The sequence below is a fragment of the Mycolicibacterium psychrotolerans genome, from assembly GCF_010729305.1.
Taxonomy (GTDB): Bacteria; Actinomycetota; Actinomycetes; order Mycobacteriales; family Mycobacteriaceae; genus Mycobacterium; species Mycobacterium psychrotolerans.
In genome coordinates this window covers 1,932,220-1,947,525 of the sequence record NZ_AP022574.1, presented here as the reverse complement: position 1 = coordinate 1,947,525, position 15,306 = coordinate 1,932,220, and the positions used below count along the sequence as shown (strand labels likewise).

Below are 15,306 nucleotides of genomic sequence, written 5' to 3'. Positions count from 1 at the left end.
CCGCACTTGCTTCAGTCACTCCGTTAGTTGTAGTAGCGTGCCGGAGATGAGCACGCCCGGTGTGTGGATTCTCGGCGGGTACCAGAGCGACTTCGCCCGCAACTTCGATCGGGAGGGGCTGGATTTCTCGGGGCTGACGGCCGAGGTCGTCGACGCGACGCTGGCCGCAGCCAGGCTGGACGCCGCCCACATCGGCGTCGTGCACGTCGCCAACGCCTTCGGTGAACTGTTCGCCCGGCAGGGCCACCTCGGCGCGATGCCGGCCACCGTGTGCGACGGTCTCTGGGACGTGCCCGCGACCCGGCACGAGGCCGCATGCGCGTCGGGCAGCGTCGCGACGCTCGCCGCGATGGCCGACCTGCGCTCGGGCGCCTACCGCACCGCGCTGGTGATCGGGGTGGAGCTGGAGAAGACGGTGCCCGGCGACGCAGCGACCTCCATCCTGGGCACCGCGGCGTGGACGGGCCACGAAGGCGCCGACGCGAAATACATGTGGCCGCATATGTTCGAGGCGGTCGCGGCCGAATACGACCGGCGCTACGGCCTCGACGAGACCCACCTGCGGGCGATCGCGGCACGCAACCTCGCCAACGCGCGCGTCAACCCGAACGCGCAGACCCGCACCTGGGCCGTCCCCGACCCGCTGACCGACGACGACGTCAGCAACCCGACCGTCGAGGGCAGACTGCGCCGGTTCGACTGCAGCCAGATCACCGACGGCGGCGCAGGTTTGGTCCTGGTCAGCGACGACTGGCTGCGTGACCATCCGACTGCGCGGCCGCTGGGCCGGATCGACGGCTGGGGTCACCGCACCGTCGGTCTGGGCCTGCAGCAGAAACTCGACCGCTCCGCCGGTCAGCCCTACGTCCTGCCCCATGTGCGCTCCGCGGTGCACGACGCGTTCCATCGCGCGCAGAAGCGCCTCGACGACATCGACGGTTTCGAGGTGCACGACTGCTTCACCCCGAGCGAGTACCTCGCCATCGACCACATCGGGCTGACGCCGCCTGGCGAATCGTGGAAGGCCGTCGAGAGCGGCGACATCGACCTCGACGGCCGGTGCCCGATCAACCCCAGCGGCGGCCTGATCGGAGGCGGCCATCCCGTCGGCGCGTCCGGGGTCCGGATGCTGCTCGACGCCGCCCGACAGGTCAGCGGAACCGCCGGCGCCTATCAGGTCGACGGGGCGCAGACGTTCGGCACCCTCAATTTCGGTGGCAGCACCGCCACCACGGTCACCTTCGTCGTCGGGAGTCACCCATGAGTCTGCGCACCCATCCGGAGATCGTCGCCACCTACCTGTCGACACTTCCCGCCGACGACGACCACCCCTACCGGACCGGACCCTGGCGGCCGCAGACCACCGAGTGGGACGCCGACGATCTGACCGTCGTCGCGGGCAGCGTCCCCGACGACCTCGACGGCGTCTATCTGCGCAACACCGAGAACCCGCTGCACCCGGCGCTGAAGAACTACCACCCGTTCGACGGTGACGGCATGCTCCACATCGTCGGCTTCCGCGACGGAAAAGCGTTCTACCGCAACAGGTTCGTGCGCACCGACGGATTGCTCGCGGAGAACGAGGCAGGAGGACCGCTGTGGCCGGGCATCGCCGAACCGGTCGAACTCTCCCGTCGCGACTACGGCTGGGGCGCAAGGACATTGATGAAGGACGCGTCGTCGACCGACGTGATCGTGCACCGAGGCCTCGCGCTGACGAGTCACTACCAGTGCGGCGATCTCTACCGCATCGACCCGTGCACCGGCGACACGCTGGGCAAGGAGGACTGGAACGGCGGCTTCCCCTCGGACTGGGGTGTGTCGGCGCACCCGAAGGTGGACGCCCGCACCGGTGAACTCCTCTACTTCACCTACAGCAAGCAGGCCCCGTATCTGCGCTACGGCGTGGTGAGCGACGCCGGGGACGTCGTCCACGCCGTGGACGTCGAGCTGCCCGGCCCGCGGCTGCCCCACGACATGGCGTTCACCGAGAACTACGTGATCCTCAACGACTTTCCGCTGTTCTGGGAGCCCGGACTGCTCGAGCACAACGTGCACCTGCCGCGGTTCCACCGCGACACCCCTTCGCGGTTCGCGGTCATCCCGCGTAGGGGTGACGTTTCGCAGATCATGTGGTTCGAAGCCGACCCGACCTACGTGCTGCACTTCCCCAACGCCTACGAGGACGGCGACGAGATCGTGCTCGACGGCTTCTTCCAGGGCGATCCCGAGCCCGCCGACAACGGCATGGGCAACAAGTGGCAGCGCGCCTTCCGGTTTCTGGCGCTGGACCGGATGCAGGCCCGGCTGCACCGCTGGCGGTTCAACCTCGTCACCGGCGAGGTCCGCGAAGAGCAGTTGACCGACAGCATCAGCGAATTCGGCATGATAAATCCGGACCACGCCGGACGCAGCTACCGCTACACCTACGCCGCGACGGGCAAACCCGGCTGGTTCCTGTTCGACGGCCTCCTCAAACACGACCTGCACACCGGCGACGAGGAGCGCTTCGCGTTCGGCGACGGCGTGTACGGCAGCGAGACCGCGATGGCGCCACGGACCGGCGGTGGCGCCGAGGACGACGGCTACCTCGTCACGCTGACCACGGACATGAATGCCGACGCCTCCTACTGCCTGGTGTTCGACGCGGCCCGCGTCGGCGACGGTCCGGTATGCACCCTCGCGCTGCCGGAACGGATCTCCAGCGGCACGCACTCGACGTGGGCGGCCGGAGCGGACCTCCCCCGCTGGCGGGAGACCGACTCCGCTTCCGCCGCGATCGGCCTGTGACGGGCGCTCCGAACGCCGTCGCACGGATGCTCGGAACACTCGGCGACGAGTGGACGCTGCTGATCGTCCAGCAGGCACTGCTGGGCGCCACGCGGTACGGGGATTTCACCGACGCGCTGCCGGTGTCGCACTCCGTGCTGTCGGCGCGGCTGCGTTCCCTGGTCACCGAGGATCTGCTGACCCGGCGCGAATACCAGACCAGGCCGTCCCGCGCCGAATACCCGGTGACATCCAAGAGCCGGTCGCTGTGGCCGATGCTCACCTCCATCTGGGAGTGGGAGCGTACCTGGGTCACCGAGCATGTCACGCCGTTGCCCGCGATGCGGCACACCTCGTGCGGCGCCGATTTCTCGCCGACGCTGACCTGCCGCGCCTGCGAGGCCGCGGTGACCGAGAAAGACGTTGTGGCGCAATGGGGTCCGAGCGGATCCTGGGCCCGGTCCACGCCGTCGACGAACCACCGGCGCCGGTCGGGTGGCCGCCGACTGGGAGCGGGCGCGCTGTTTCCCCAGACGATGAGCGTGATCGGCGACCGGTGGGGTTTCGCGCTGCTGGTCGCCGCGTTCGTCGGCATCGACAGGTTCACCGATCTTCAGACGGAACTGGGCGCCCCACCGGGGACGATCGCCCACCGCCTCGCCACGTTCACCGCCGAAGGGATCCTGCACAACACCGGCGGCCGCTACCGGCTGACCGAGAAGGGCCGGGCGTTCCTGCCGGTGCTGGTGTGCGCGCTGGAGTGGGCGCAGCGCTGGTATCCGGATCCCGAAGGCCCGGCGGTGCTGGTGACGCACCGCGGCTGCGGGCGGCGGTTCCACCCGGCCCTCGTGTGCGATCAGTGCTGCGGGCGGTTGCGCGGGTCCGGGATAATGACGGCATGACCACGCTCGAGAACCGTTCGGCCGCCGCCCTGCTCGTCGTCGACGTGCAGAACGTCGTCGTCGACGGCGCCTACCGGCGAGACGCCGTGGTGGCCAACATCGCCGATCTGGTCGAGCGCGCACGACGCGAGGACACCCCGGTGGTCTGGGTCCGCCACCACGACGACGGGCTCCCCTACGGCAGCGACGGCTGGCACATCGTGCCCGAACTGTCGCCCGCCGACGGAGAGCCGGTCATCGACAAGAGCTATGGCGACGCCTTCGAGGACACTGCACTGGAGCAGACGCTGGCCGACCGGGAGGTCGGCCGACTCGTGGTGACCGGGGCGGAAACCGATGCGTGCGTGCGCAGTACGCTGCACGGGGCGTTCACCCGCGGGTACGACGTGGTCCTGGTGGCCGACGCCCACACCGCCGGCGACAAGACCGCGTGGGGCGCACCCCCGGTTCCGGCCGTCATCGACCACACCAACCTCTACTGGGCCCATCAGGCCGCACCCGGCCGGACCGCAGCCGTCGTCGCCACCGACGAGGTCGACTTCAGCGGGCTCGGCTGAGCAGTCAGCGTGACCGGGCCTTGTGCCGGTACATCTCGGCATCAGCGGCGCGCAGGAGCGCTTCGACGTCGTCGACGATGCCCTGCGCGTAACCCACCGACGCGGCCAGCCGCACCGGCGTGGTGGCGGTTCGATACGGCGCGGACAGTTCCGCGGTGAGACGCGCCAGTAGCGCGGGCTGCCCGTCCGACTCCGGCCCGGCGGGGGTCACGACGACGAACTCGTCGCCGCCGAGGCGGTAGGCCCCGTTCGGCGGGTCGACGAACTCGGCGAGCCGCTGCGCTGCGGCGGACAACACGGCGTCGCCGACGGCGTGGCCGTGCACATCGTTGACGTGTTTGAAGCCGTCGAGGTCGATGAACAACACGCCGATGGGCTGGTCCGGGGACTCTGCGTGGTGCCGCTCGAGGCGCTCCACCAATGCACGCCGGTTCGGCAGTCCGGTCAGCTGATCGGTGACCGCCAGGCGGGCCAACTCCGCCTCGGCCGCCCTGCGCGCGGTGACGTCCTGGAACTGGGCGACGGCCACGTCCTGACCGTTGCGGGCTGCGGGCACCAGCACGAAGTCCCGCTGCAGCCACACCGCCGTGCCGTCTGCCCTGAGGTACTTGCGTTCCGACGACAGATGCGCCGCCGTCCGGTTCACCAGCGCGGTGAACTCCGTCTCACCCGAGTCGAGGTTGTCGGGGTGCACGAACCGGCGGAAATCGCTGCCGACGAGGTCCTGCTCGGTGCAGCGCAGCAACGTGCACACAGCCGGATTGGCCTGCAGCACAAAGCCGGCGGTGTCGACCACCACTTTGCCGACCGGCGCGTGGGCCATGCTGATCTCGAACAGTCGCACGGCCTCGTCGCGCGCCCTCTCCGCCTCCACCCGGGCCGTCACGTCGGTGACCTGGACGACGAAGCCGCAGACCCTGCCGTCGACGATGTCGGGCACATAGGACGCCTGCGTATGCCGGGTCATCCCGTGCCGATCGACCAAGGTGCGCTCGAAGAGCTGTTCGCGGCCGGCCAGCACGCCGTCGATGTGGGGAAGGTTCAGCGCATACACGGCCTCGCCCAGCACTTCCCTGATGTGTTGACCCCTGATCTGGCCGGGGGTCATCCCGAAGTACTCGACGTAGGCGGCATTGGCGATGACGTTGCGGCGCTCGTGGTCCCAGTAGCCGACCATCGCAGGAAGGCTGTCGATGAAACGGCGCAGCTGGGACGTCTCGTCGGACCCCGGATGCAGGGCTCCGGTCGCGAGATCCGCGACGACGTCTCGGTGCACCACTCCGGTCTAACGCAGTTCGCTGCACGCGGGGAGGGCCATTGGACCCTCATCCCGGGCCGGGCCCGGAATTCGGAGAAGAAAACCGCCCAAAGTTGTTGGCACTCCCAAATACTGAGTGCTAACCTCGCAGGTGCACAGTGATTTAGTCGCCCGCCAGGGTGGCGGGCCCTGAGTGACGTAGGAGGTGGATTGCTGTGCTCCGCTTTGATCCGTTCAGTGACCTTGACGCTCTGACCCGGGGCTTGCTGAGCAGCCAGACCGGATCGAACCGCGTTCCCCGTTTCATGCCGATGGACCTCTGCAAGATCGACGACCACTACGTGCTCACCGCCGATCTGCCCGGCGTCGACCCCGGTTCGGTCGACGTCAACGTCGACAACGGCACGCTCACGATCTCCGCCCACCGCACCGCGCGGTCCGACGAATCGGCCCAGTGGCTGGCCAACGAGCGGTTCTTCGGCGGTTACCGCAGACAGCTCGCGCTCGGCGACGGAGTCGACGCCGGCGCGATCTCGGCAACCTACGAGAACGGGGTGTTGACGGTGACCATCCCCGTTGCGGAGCGCGCGAAGCCCCGCAAGGTGGAGATCACCCACTCCGGCAGCCAGGCGTCCATTTCGCCGACCACCGTCGACGCCGAGTAGTCCGACGGCTCAGCTGTTGCGGTCCAACCGAAATCGCAGGTTGGACCGCACGGCGGGCCACTCGATGTCGAGAATCGAGTACACCACCGTGTCGCGCCGCGAGCCGTCCGGCAGCAGCTGATGGCTGCGCAGGATGCCGTCGCACTTGGCGCCCAACCGTTCGATCGCGGCCCGGCTGGCGGCGTTGAAGAAGTGCGTCCTGAATTCCACTGCGACACAACCCAGCTCGTCGAACGCATGGCCCAACATCAGTAGTTTGGTCTCGGTGTTGACGCCAGTGCGCCGGGCCGCGGCGGCATACCAGGTGTTCCCGATCTCGAGCCTGCGGTTGGGGCCGTCGACGTTCATGTAGCTCGACGAACCGATCATCGCGCCGTCGCGGCCGCGCACCACGTACGTCAGCCCGGTCTGGGGCGTTTGCAATGCCAGTCGCATCCGCAGCCACTCCGCGGCCGCACCGGCTTTCGGCGCACCGGTGTACCAGAGGCGACCCAGTTCGCCGTCGGCCGCAAGCGCTTCGATCTCCGCGAGATGGTCGTCGCGCACGGGTTCCAGCGTCACCCAACGCTCCCCTGCCAACGTGACAGGTTCGACGAAGCCGCTCACCGGAGCCCGCCGGTGGCCGGCGCCGATCGCGACCCCGTCGCTCTCCATGCCGCCAGCATCGTCCACACCGACAGCAGAGCCGCAGCCACCGCGACCCCGCCTGCGACGTAGAGGCCGTAGCCGGCCGATACCGGCGGATACACGTAGAGCCGGTAGTACCAGACCGCGAGAACCACCAGGACCACCGAAATCGCCAGCGCCACAGTCGAAGCCATCCGGGCGGAGATGTCGCGCGCCGCCATCGCGCCGGCCACCACCAGACACGGCGCCAACAGCACGACCAGCTGACCCACCCCGAAACCCGGCGGCGGGACCGGCATCACGCCCGCCACGCCTCCGATCGCATTGGCCCGGCCACCCCCGTCGGCCGACGACGTGAGCCACGGCAGCCACGCGCTCACGGCCACCACCAGCGCACACAGCGCCACCAGCCAGCCGGGACGGGCGCGAGACATGGGCAAAGACTACTAGGGTGGGCCGATGAGCGATCTTCCCGAATGGGCGCGTCGGCTGGACCTTTCCCCGCACCCCGAGGGCGGCTGGTACACCGAGACGTGGCGCAGCGAGTTGACGGTGCCGGAGTCCGCTCTGCCGCCGGACTACTCGGGAAGCCGCAACGCGGGAACGGCGATCCTCTTCCTGCTGATGCCCGGTCAGCAGTCGGCGTGGCACACAGTGCGCAGCGCCGAGTTGTGGCTGTACCACTCAGGCGGCCCGTTGCTGCTCGAGGTCGGCGCCGAACAGGACAGCGCCGCCACTCATGTGTTGGGCGCAGACATCGTGGCCGGGGAGACCCCGCAGTTCGTGGTGCCGCCCGGCCACTGGCAGCGCGCCCGCCCGCGCGACGACCAGCCCTGCCTGGTCAGCTGCGTCGTCGTTCCCGGTTTCGACTTCGCCGACTTCGCGCTCGGCGCACCTACCGACTGAGCAGCTCGACCGCGGCCGACACCAGCGCGGCGTTGCCGTCGGTGACGGACCCGTCGGGCAGCGCCAGGGTGTCCTCCATCCCGATGCGCGCCTGCAGCCCGCGAGCACCTGCGTGCCGAAGCAGCGGCCAGCAGCTGTCGTCGAGCCCGTGCAGAAGGATCGGCGCCGGCGATTCCGCCGCGGACACCAGCGCGAGCACCTCGTCGGCGGTGGCCACGTCACCGTCAGCTCCGAGTTCGACCATCACCCGCAGGCAGTGCGCCGCCACCCCGGACGCGGCCCACGACCGGGCCGCCTCGGCATGGAAGATGCCGGCCTCCACGCCGATACCGCGGCCCAGCAGCAGCTCGGCCAGCTCCCGCGAGCCCGGTTCGTGCCAGTTCACCGATGCGAAGTCGGGCGCCACCGTCCAGCTCTCGATCACGCGCAGGCGCTGCTCGGCGTCGGGGAGCGCCCAGTAGCCCGTGGTGACCCCGATCGGCAGCCCCGGTGCCGCGTCCCGCACCGCGGCCACCGCGGCCTCGACGTCGGACGCCAGCAGCGAGTCGACGCCCTCGGCATCCTTCGGATGCAGGTGTACGGCCTTGGCGCCGGCGACGTGCGCGGCGACCGCCTCGGCCGCCAGCTGCTCCGGGGTCACGGGCAGCGCGGCGTGCTCGTCGGGCGTGCGCGCCCCGTTGATACAGGCCTTGAGATAGATCGTCGAGCCGGGCATGCTCACCATCTTCGCGCGGTCCGCGAAGGATTTCCTCCGCACGCCGCCTGCCGCCGCGCGGCGAGGAAAGGTATGGTCGGCGAAGCCAGTTCTCGTGGCCGGGCGGGTCAGCAGCGTACCCGCGCCGTGCGCCGCAGGTGAATACCAAGAGGCCGGCCTGCTCGCACGCAGGTCGGTGATGACCGCAGAAGGATGGGGCGAATGTCGAACACGGAAACCGAGCAGCCGAAGGGCGAGGCCCAGTCGAAGTGGCTGTCGAAGTCCGCGTCGGAGACGCGCGGCTCGGACAAGAAGGAGGTGCAGTTCCACTACGACATCTCCAACGACTTCTTCAAGCTCTGGCAGGACCCGAACCAGGTCTACAGCTGCGCCTACTTCGAGAAGGACGACTACACCCTCGAGCAGGCCCAAATGGCCAAGATCGACCTGTCGCTGGGCAAGCTCGGGCTCGAGCCCGGCATGACGCTGCTCGACATCGGCTGCGGCTGGGGCGCGACCATCATGCGCGCCGTGGAGAAGTACGACGTCAACGTCATCGGCCTGACGCTGTCGGAGAACCAGAAGGAGCACATCGAGAACCACTGGTTCGCCAACTCCACCAGCAAGCGGTCCATGGAGGTCCGGCTGCAGCCCTGGGAGGAGTTCGAGGGCCAGGTCGACCGGATCGTGTCAATCGGCGCGTTCGAGCACTTCGGATTCAACAAGTACGACGACTACTTCAAGAAGACGTACAGCTGGATGCCCGAGGACGGCGTCATGATGCTGCACACGATCATCATCCCCGAGGATGAGGAGATCAAGGCCAAGGGACTGCCCCTGACCATGTCGAACGTGCGGTTCATCAAGTTCATCATGGATTACATCTACCCGGGCGGCCGTTTGCCGCTGGCGTCGATGGTGCGCGATCACGCTGTCAAGGCCGGCTACACGATCACCCGCGAGCAGCACCTGCAGCCGCACTACGTGAAGACCCTCGACACGTGGGCGTCGAACCTCGAGAACAAGAAGGACGAGGCCATCGAGATCACGTCCGAGGAGATCTACGAGCGCTTCCTGAAATATTTGCAGGGCTGCGCCAACCTGTTCCGCGACGGCTACACCGACGTCGCGCAGTTCACATGTGAGAAGCAGGCATTGACGTCGGTGTAGTAATTTGGGCACTTCGTGACGGAGTCGGATGGAGGTCGGTCGGGGTATGGCTGAGAGTGCGGTGGGTCCGCCCGGGTCGGGCAAGGACATGACGCCCCACTTCGAGGAGGTGCAGGCGCACTACGACCTCTCCGACGACTTCTTCGGTTTGTTCCAGGATCCGTCCCGGACCTACAGCTGCGCCTACTACGAGCGCGACGACATGTCGCTCGAAGAGGCACAGATGGCCAAGATCGATCTGGCGCTGGGCAAGCTGAACCTCGAGCCGGGGATGACGCTGCTCGACATCGGGTGCGGCTGGGGGTCGGTGCTCAAGCGCGCGATCGAGCGCTACGACGTCAACGTCGTCGGGCTGACCCTGAGCCGCAACCAGCGCAAGTTCGCCCAGGAGCTGCTCGACGGCCTCGACACCGAGCGTTCGCGCCGGATCCTGTTGCGGGGCTGGGAGCAGTTCGACGAGCCTGTCGACCGCATCATCAGCATCGAGGCGATCGAGGCGTTCCCGCAGGAGCGGTACGCACCGTTCTTCAAGATGTGCGGCAGCGTGCTGCCCGACGACGGACGGATGCTGCTGCAGGCGATCCTCGGCCATCCGCTCAAGAAGTGGCCCGAGCTGGGCATCCCGATCACGATGACCGACCTGAAGTTCATGCGGTTCATCGCCAAGGAGATCTTCCCGGGCGGATCGGTGCCCGGCGAGCAGGACATCGTCGAGCTGTCCGCGCAGGCCGGGTTCACGGTCGAGCAGACGCAGTTCCTCAACCAGGACTATGTGCGCACCCTCGACACGTGGGCCGAGGCGCTGGAGGCCCACCATGACGCCGCGGTGGCCGCCACGTCGGAAGAGGTGTACCAGCGCTACATGAAGTACCTGGTGGGCTGCAGCGATTTCTTCAACCGCGGCGTCAGCGAGCTCGGCCAGTTCACCCTCGTCAAGGCCTGACGCGTCAGATTTCGGTCAGAGTCATCGCCGGGCCGCCGGGTATTCGTCGGCCATGAGCAAGGAATTCACCAAGGGCGACAAGGTCACCTGGCAGAGCCACGGCAACACCGTGGAGGGCACGGTCGAGGAGAAGATCACCTCTGACACCGAGTCGGCCGGCCGGACGGTGCGCGCGTCGAAGGACGAGCCGCAGTACCGGGTGGTCAGTGACAAGAGCGGTGGCGACGCGGTGCACAAGCCGGACGCGCTCAAGAAGAAATCATGAGTGGCAGCGGGGACACCGACGCCGACTCCGCCACCGACACCCATGCCGAGTTCTCTGACGCGGTCAACATGACCGCGTCAGAGCTCAAGAAGTGGCTGGACACCGACGAGTCGAAGGCCGTGGGGCAGAAGTCGTCCGCCGGCGGTGAGTCGACCGGCCATCACAGCGGGCGGCGCATCATCGAGATCCTCCAGGCGAAGAAGGCCGACCTGTCCGACGACGATTACGCGCACATGCGCAAGGTCGTGGGATACGTCAAGCGCCACCGCGCACAGGGGCCGTCGAAGGACGTCGAGCACAGCAAGTGGCGGTACTCGCTGATGAACTGGGGCCACGACCCTCAGAAGAAGTCCTGATCTCCCCGCGAGCAGACACAAACTCTTGCGGATCGGGCCCGAATCGCGCGAGTTCGCGTCTGCTCGCGGTCAGGAAGTGACCCCTAGGACCCGCAGCGCGTTCTGCTTGTAGATCAGCGGGAGCACGGCCGGGTCGACGTCGAGGGTGTCGAAGTCGCGGCGCCACCGGTCGATCTGGATGTAGGGATAGTCGGTCCCGAACAGCACCTTGGTGCGCAACTGGCGGGTCATCGCGTGGACCAGCTGCGGCGGGAAATACTTCGGGCTCCACCCGGACAGGTCGATGTACACGTTCGATTTGTGGCCGGCGATCGCGATCTGCGCGTCGACCCACGGCACGGCCGGGTGCGCCATCACGATCGTCAGCTCAGGGAAGTCAGCCGCGACGTCGTCGAGCAGCATCGGGTCGGAGTAGCGCAGCTTGATGCCGTGCCCGCCGGGCAGGCCCGCACCCATGCCGGTCTGACCGGTGTGGAACAGCGCAGGCACGCCCGCCTCGGCGATGGCGTGGTAGATCGGGTAGTACGACCGGTCGTTGGGTTCGAAGGCCTGCATGCTCGGATGGAACTTGAAACCCTTGACCCCGAAATCGCGGACGAGTTCCTGCACGCGGTGCACCGCGTGGCGGCCCTGCCACGGATCGACGCTGCCGAACGGGATCAGCACGTCGTTGTTGCGCGCCGCGCCCGCGACCAGATCCTCGATCGAATTGGGCGCGTGACGCATACCGTGGCGGGCGTCGATGGTGAACACCACCGCGGCGGTGTTGTGCCGCCGGTAGAGGTCCGCGACGGCGTCCACGGCCGCGACGATGCCCGACGGCATCTTGAAGTACCGCGCGGTGGCGTCGACCAGCACATCGTCGTAGGCCCGGTGCCCGTGGCTGTCGATCTCGACGTGCGTGTGGATGTCGACAGCCTCGATGCGGTCGAAATCGATTCCGTAGGTGTACTTTTCGCTCGCCACAGCGCCGAGAGTACGGATTCTGACGGAATCCTGCCGAAATCCGTCAGAAACCGTGCATTCGGCGACCTCAGGCGGGGGCGTAGCCCAGGGCGGCTTTGATCTCGAGATATTCGTCGAAGCCGAACTGCCCCCACTCGCGGCCGTTGCCGCTGCGCTTGTAGCCGCCGAACGGCGCGTTCATGTCGAACCCGTGGTTGATCGCGACCGAGCCGGCGCGGATGCGCCGTGCCACCGACCGGGCCTGGTCGAGGTCGGCGCCTGAAACATAGCCTGCCAGACCGTAATCGGTGTCGTTGGCGATCTCGAGAGCCTGGTCGAGATCGTCGTAGCCGAGGATGCACAGCACGGGCCCGAAGATCTCCTCCCGCGCGATCGTCATGTCGTTGGTGACGTTGGCGAACACGGTCGGCTTGACGTAGTAACCGGTCTCCATGCCGTCCGGGCGGCCGGGACCGCCGACGACGAGTGTGGCGCCCTCGTCGATGCCCTTCTGCAGCAGCCCCTGGATCTTCTCGAACTGCGCCCGCGACGCAACCGGCCCGATCGCCTTCTTGTCGTTCGGATCGCCGACCTTGACGGCCGAGGCGGTCTCCCGCGCCACGGCGATCGCCTCGTCCATCCGCGCAGCGGGCACCAGCATGCGCGACGGCGCGTTGCAGCTCTGCCCGCTGTTCATCATCATCACCGACGTGCCGGCGGCGACGCTCTGGGCGAAGGTGTCGTCGTCGAGCACGATGTTCGGGCTCTTGCCGCCGAGCTCCTGGGTCACCCGCTTGACGGTGGCCGCCGCGTTCTTGGCGACGTCGACACCGGCCCTGGTCGAACCGGTGAACGACACCATGTCGATGTCGGGGTGGCTCGACAGCGCGGCGCCGACGCCGGGGCCGTCACCGTAGACGAGGTTGTAGACACCGGCGGGAACGCCTGCGGCGTCGAGGATCTCGGTGAAGATCTGCGCCGAGTAGGGCGCGACCTCCGAGGGTTTGAGCACCATGGTGCAGCCGGTGGCCAGCGCCGGGAACACCTTGCAGGCGATCTGGTTGATGGGCCAGTTCCACGGCGTGATCAGCCCGCACACGCCGACCGGTTCCTTGACCACCAGCGTGCTGCCGTGCTGCTCTTCGAACTCGAAGTTCTTCAGCGTGTCGATCGCGGTGGCCAGGTGCCCGAGGCCCAGATTCACCTGGGGCCCTGCTGCCAGCGACGCCGGTGCGCCCATCTCCTCGTGGACGGCGTCGGCCAGGTCGCCCGCGCGCTTCTGGTACTCGGTCAGGATGGCCGAGAGCACGTCGAGCCGTTGCTCCCGGGTGGTCTGCGACCACGTCGCGAACGCGCGCCGGGCCGCCTGAACCGCGACGTCGACGTCGGCCGACGACCCCAGGGCGATCCGTCCGGAGACCTCTTCGGTGGTCGGATCGTCGACGTCGAGGGTGTTGGGCCGGATCGGGTCGACCCAGTGCCCGTCGATGTAGAACTGAAGATATTCGCGCATGCTTTCCACTCTCCCTCAATGGCCGTGTCTACTGGGTGCCTTCGGCGTACCAGGTCCGGAATCGGTCGTACTTGGGCATCTCCTCGGAGTTGGCCTTCGGGTCGATGCACACGTGCACGACACCGACCTTGCCGCTGGCGTAGGCGCGGGCGATCGCCGGTCCGATGTCGTCCTCCTTCTCGACGTATTCGCCGTGGCAGCCGAAGCCCTCCGCGACCTTGTCCATCCGGACGTCCTTGCTCCAGTGCACGCCGGGTTGCGGCGAGGGCTGCTCGAACGTGCGCTTGTACACCCCGACCTCGAGCCCCCACTGGTGGTCGACGCCGACGACGCACACCAGCGGGAGATTCTGCCGGGCGGCGGTCTCCAACTCGGCGATGTGGAACAGGAACGCCGAATCGCTCGTCAGCAGCATGACCGGGCGTCTGCCCCCGTCGGCGACCGACGCGCCGACGGCGTAGGGCAGACCGGTGCCCAGGTGACCGAAGTTCTGGTTCCAGATCACGTCGCGCGGCTTGGCCTGCGAGTAGGTCCAGCCGAAGATGACGGTCGCGCCGCCGTCGCGGACCATGATCCCGTCCTCGGGGAACGCTTTCGTCGCTTCGACGACGAACCGCGCGGGGTGCACCGGCGTCCGCCCGGTGGGTGCGGTCTCGGCGAGCTGGGCGAGTTCCTCGGCGTCGGACCGGATCAGCGTCTCCAGGTTGGCCGACGGTGTGCGCGGGGTGTCTCTGAGTGCGTCGACCAGTTGCGGCACGACTCCGCGGAGATCACCGACCAGAGGCACGTCGAACTGGCGGTTGACTCCGATGGCAGCCGGGTCCTGTTCGACGTACACCCAGGTGCGGTGGGCATCGTTGGCCGCCCAGTGCTGGGTCCGTCCGTAGTGCATGGGTTCCCCGAGCTCGGTGCCCAGCGCGACGCACAGGTCGGACTCCTCGACTGCCTGGTTGGCGGCCGGGGAGAACAGGTACGGGAACGTCCGGTCCTCGAGTCCCGGGATGAACGAGGTGCCGCCGGAGGTCTGGATGACCGGGCAGTTCATCAGGCCGGCCAGCTCTTTGACGTGCTGCTGGGTGCGTGAGGTGTGCACGCCGTGGCCGACCAGCAGGATCGGGCTCGCGGCCTCGCGGATCAGGGTCGCTGCCCTGGCCACCTCGTGTTCGCCCGCCCCCTGGTTGACGAGCCGATACCGGTGCGGCGGCAGGGGATCCGGCACGTCGAGCTCCTCGAGGATCACATGCGACGGATATTCGATGTAGCACGGTCCGGGCGTACCGCACAGCGAGCGGCGGATGGCTTCGCGGATGATCTCGTCGGTCTGGTCGGCGTATTCGATCGAGCTGCTGAACTTGACCGCCGGCGCGAAAAGCCGTTCCTGCTGCACGAACTGGATGCGGCCGCGGCGTACCCGGCGCTCGGTGATGCGGGCCCGCTGGCCGCCGAGGAAGATGACAGGCGAGTTCTCGACCAGCGCACACATCATCGCCCCGGCGATGTTGGCGACGCCGGGTCCCAGGGTGCCGATGCACAGTCCCGGCTTCCCGGTCATCCGCGACGCCGCTTCGGCCATGAAACCCGCGGACAGTTCGTGGTGCGGCGCGACAACCGACCAGCCGCGGGCGTCGGCCTCGGTGAACAGGTGCACGAAGTTGGGGTCGGGAATGCCGAACAGCGTGTTGACGCCCTCGGCCTCGAACAGGTCGAGGATGCGTTCGTACACGGGTACGCCCATG

The 15,306-nt window shown here is 67.9% G+C and carries 17 protein-coding genes; 10 read left to right on the top strand and 7 right to left on the bottom strand.

Going from position 1 to position 15,306, the window contains the following annotated elements; genetic code table 11:
- Positions 1–46: 46 nt before the first annotated feature.
- Genes G6N45_RS09600 through G6N45_RS09585 form a run of 4 tightly spaced genes read left to right on the top strand, consistent with a single transcriptional unit; the run spans position 47 to position 4,228 of the window.
- Positions 47–1,264: an acetyl-CoA acetyltransferase gene (locus tag G6N45_RS09600; RefSeq protein WP_163721877.1), complete on the top strand. Its 1,218-nt coding sequence runs from the start codon at positions 47–49 to the stop codon at positions 1,262–1,264.
- The gene (locus G6N45_RS09595) at positions 1,261–2,790 is read left to right on the top strand and encodes a carotenoid oxygenase family protein (RefSeq protein WP_163721876.1); all 1,530 of its coding nucleotides are present in this window, start codon (positions 1,261–1,263) and stop codon (positions 2,788–2,790) included. Before G6N45_RS09600 ends, G6N45_RS09595 begins: the two co-directional genes overlap by 4 nt.
- A gap of 26 nt (positions 2,791–2,816) precedes the next feature.
- On the top strand, positions 2,817–3,671 hold the full coding sequence (locus G6N45_RS09590; protein ID WP_163728148.1) for a winged helix-turn-helix transcriptional regulator: 855 nt from the start codon (positions 2,817–2,819) through the stop codon (positions 3,669–3,671).
- Entirely contained in the window at positions 3,668–4,228 is a 561-nt protein-coding gene (locus tag G6N45_RS09585) for an isochorismatase family protein (protein WP_163721875.1), read from the top strand. The genes G6N45_RS09590 and G6N45_RS09585 overlap by 4 nt, the downstream gene beginning before the upstream one ends.
- Before the next feature lie 4 nt (positions 4,229–4,232).
- On the opposite strand, the gene G6N45_RS09580 is transcribed toward G6N45_RS09585, so the two are convergent.
- Entirely contained in the window at positions 4,233–5,504 is a 1,272-nt protein-coding gene (locus G6N45_RS09580; protein WP_163721874.1) for a GGDEF domain-containing protein, read from the bottom strand.
- Positions 5,505–5,701: 197 nt separating this feature from the next.
- On the opposite strand from G6N45_RS09580, the gene G6N45_RS09575 reads away from it, so the two are divergent.
- Complete coding sequence (locus G6N45_RS09575) at positions 5,702–6,151, top strand: Hsp20/alpha crystallin family protein (RefSeq protein ID WP_163721873.1); 450 nt, start codon at positions 5,702–5,704, stop codon at positions 6,149–6,151.
- A 9-nt stretch (positions 6,152–6,160) separates the two neighbouring features.
- Here G6N45_RS09575 and G6N45_RS09570 read toward each other — a convergent pair whose 3' ends face one another.
- Both G6N45_RS09570 and G6N45_RS09565 read right to left on the bottom strand, forming a co-directional pair.
- Positions 6,161–6,757 carry a GNAT family N-acetyltransferase gene (locus tag G6N45_RS09570; protein WP_163728145.1) on the bottom strand — a complete coding sequence of 199 codons (597 nt, stop codon included), beginning with the start codon at positions 6,755–6,757 and terminating at the stop codon, positions 6,161–6,163.
- Entirely contained in the window at positions 6,754–7,212 is a 459-nt protein-coding gene (locus G6N45_RS09565; RefSeq protein WP_163721872.1) for a hypothetical protein, read from the bottom strand. The genes G6N45_RS09570 and G6N45_RS09565 overlap by 4 nt, the downstream gene beginning before the upstream one ends.
- A 25-nt stretch (positions 7,213–7,237) precedes the next feature.
- Here G6N45_RS09565 and G6N45_RS09560 point away from each other — a divergent pair, with 25 nt between their 5' ends.
- On the top strand, positions 7,238–7,684 hold the full coding sequence (locus tag G6N45_RS09560; RefSeq protein ID WP_163721871.1) for a cupin domain-containing protein: 447 nt from the start codon (positions 7,238–7,240) through the stop codon (positions 7,682–7,684).
- On the opposite strand, the gene G6N45_RS09555 is transcribed toward G6N45_RS09560, so the two are convergent.
- Positions 7,674–8,399 carry a 3-keto-5-aminohexanoate cleavage protein gene (locus G6N45_RS09555; protein WP_163721870.1) on the bottom strand — a complete coding sequence of 242 codons (726 nt, stop codon included), beginning with the start codon at positions 8,397–8,399 and terminating at the stop codon, positions 7,674–7,676. The two genes, G6N45_RS09560 and G6N45_RS09555, sit on opposite strands and share 11 nt — an antisense overlap.
- Positions 8,400–8,600: 201 nt before the next feature.
- On the opposite strand from G6N45_RS09555, the gene G6N45_RS09550 reads away from it, so the two are divergent.
- From G6N45_RS09550 to G6N45_RS09535, 4 genes are read left to right on the top strand one after another with little or no spacing between them, the layout of a single operon-like run.
- Positions 8,601–9,548 carry a cyclopropane mycolic acid synthase family methyltransferase gene (locus tag G6N45_RS09550; RefSeq protein ID WP_163721869.1) on the top strand — a complete coding sequence of 316 codons (948 nt, stop codon included), beginning with the start codon at positions 8,601–8,603 and terminating at the stop codon, positions 9,546–9,548.
- A gap of 46 nt (positions 9,549–9,594) precedes the next feature.
- Positions 9,595–10,491: a cyclopropane mycolic acid synthase family methyltransferase gene (locus G6N45_RS09545; protein ID WP_163721868.1), complete on the top strand. Its 897-nt coding sequence runs from the start codon at positions 9,595–9,597 to the stop codon at positions 10,489–10,491.
- Positions 10,492–10,543: 52 nt separating this feature from the next.
- Positions 10,544–10,756 carry a hypervirulence associated TUDOR domain-containing protein gene (locus tag G6N45_RS09540; protein WP_163721867.1) on the top strand — a complete coding sequence of 71 codons (213 nt, stop codon included), beginning with the start codon at positions 10,544–10,546 and terminating at the stop codon, positions 10,754–10,756.
- A complete protein-coding gene (locus G6N45_RS09535) occupies positions 10,753–11,112 on the top strand; it encodes a DUF3140 domain-containing protein (RefSeq protein ID WP_163721866.1) in 360 nt (119 codons plus the stop codon). Before G6N45_RS09540 ends, G6N45_RS09535 begins: the two co-directional genes overlap by 4 nt.
- Before the next feature lie 69 nt (positions 11,113–11,181).
- Here G6N45_RS09535 and G6N45_RS09530 read toward each other — a convergent pair whose 3' ends face one another.
- The 3 genes from G6N45_RS09530 to G6N45_RS09520 all read right to left on the bottom strand — a co-directional run bounded on the left by G6N45_RS09530 (position 11,182) and on the right by G6N45_RS09520 (position 15,305).
- Positions 11,182–12,078 carry an amidohydrolase family protein gene (locus G6N45_RS09530; protein ID WP_163721865.1) on the bottom strand — a complete coding sequence of 299 codons (897 nt, stop codon included), beginning with the start codon at positions 12,076–12,078 and terminating at the stop codon, positions 11,182–11,184.
- A gap of 67 nt (positions 12,079–12,145) precedes the next feature.
- Positions 12,146–13,570, bottom strand: a complete 1,425-nt coding sequence (locus G6N45_RS09525) for an aldehyde dehydrogenase family protein (protein WP_163721864.1) — start codon at positions 13,568–13,570, stop codon at positions 12,146–12,148.
- A gap of 28 nt (positions 13,571–13,598) precedes the next feature.
- A complete protein-coding gene (locus G6N45_RS09520; protein ID WP_163721863.1) occupies positions 13,599–15,305 on the bottom strand; it encodes a thiamine pyrophosphate-binding protein in 1,707 nt (568 codons plus the stop codon).
- Position 15,306 lies beyond the last annotated feature (1 nt).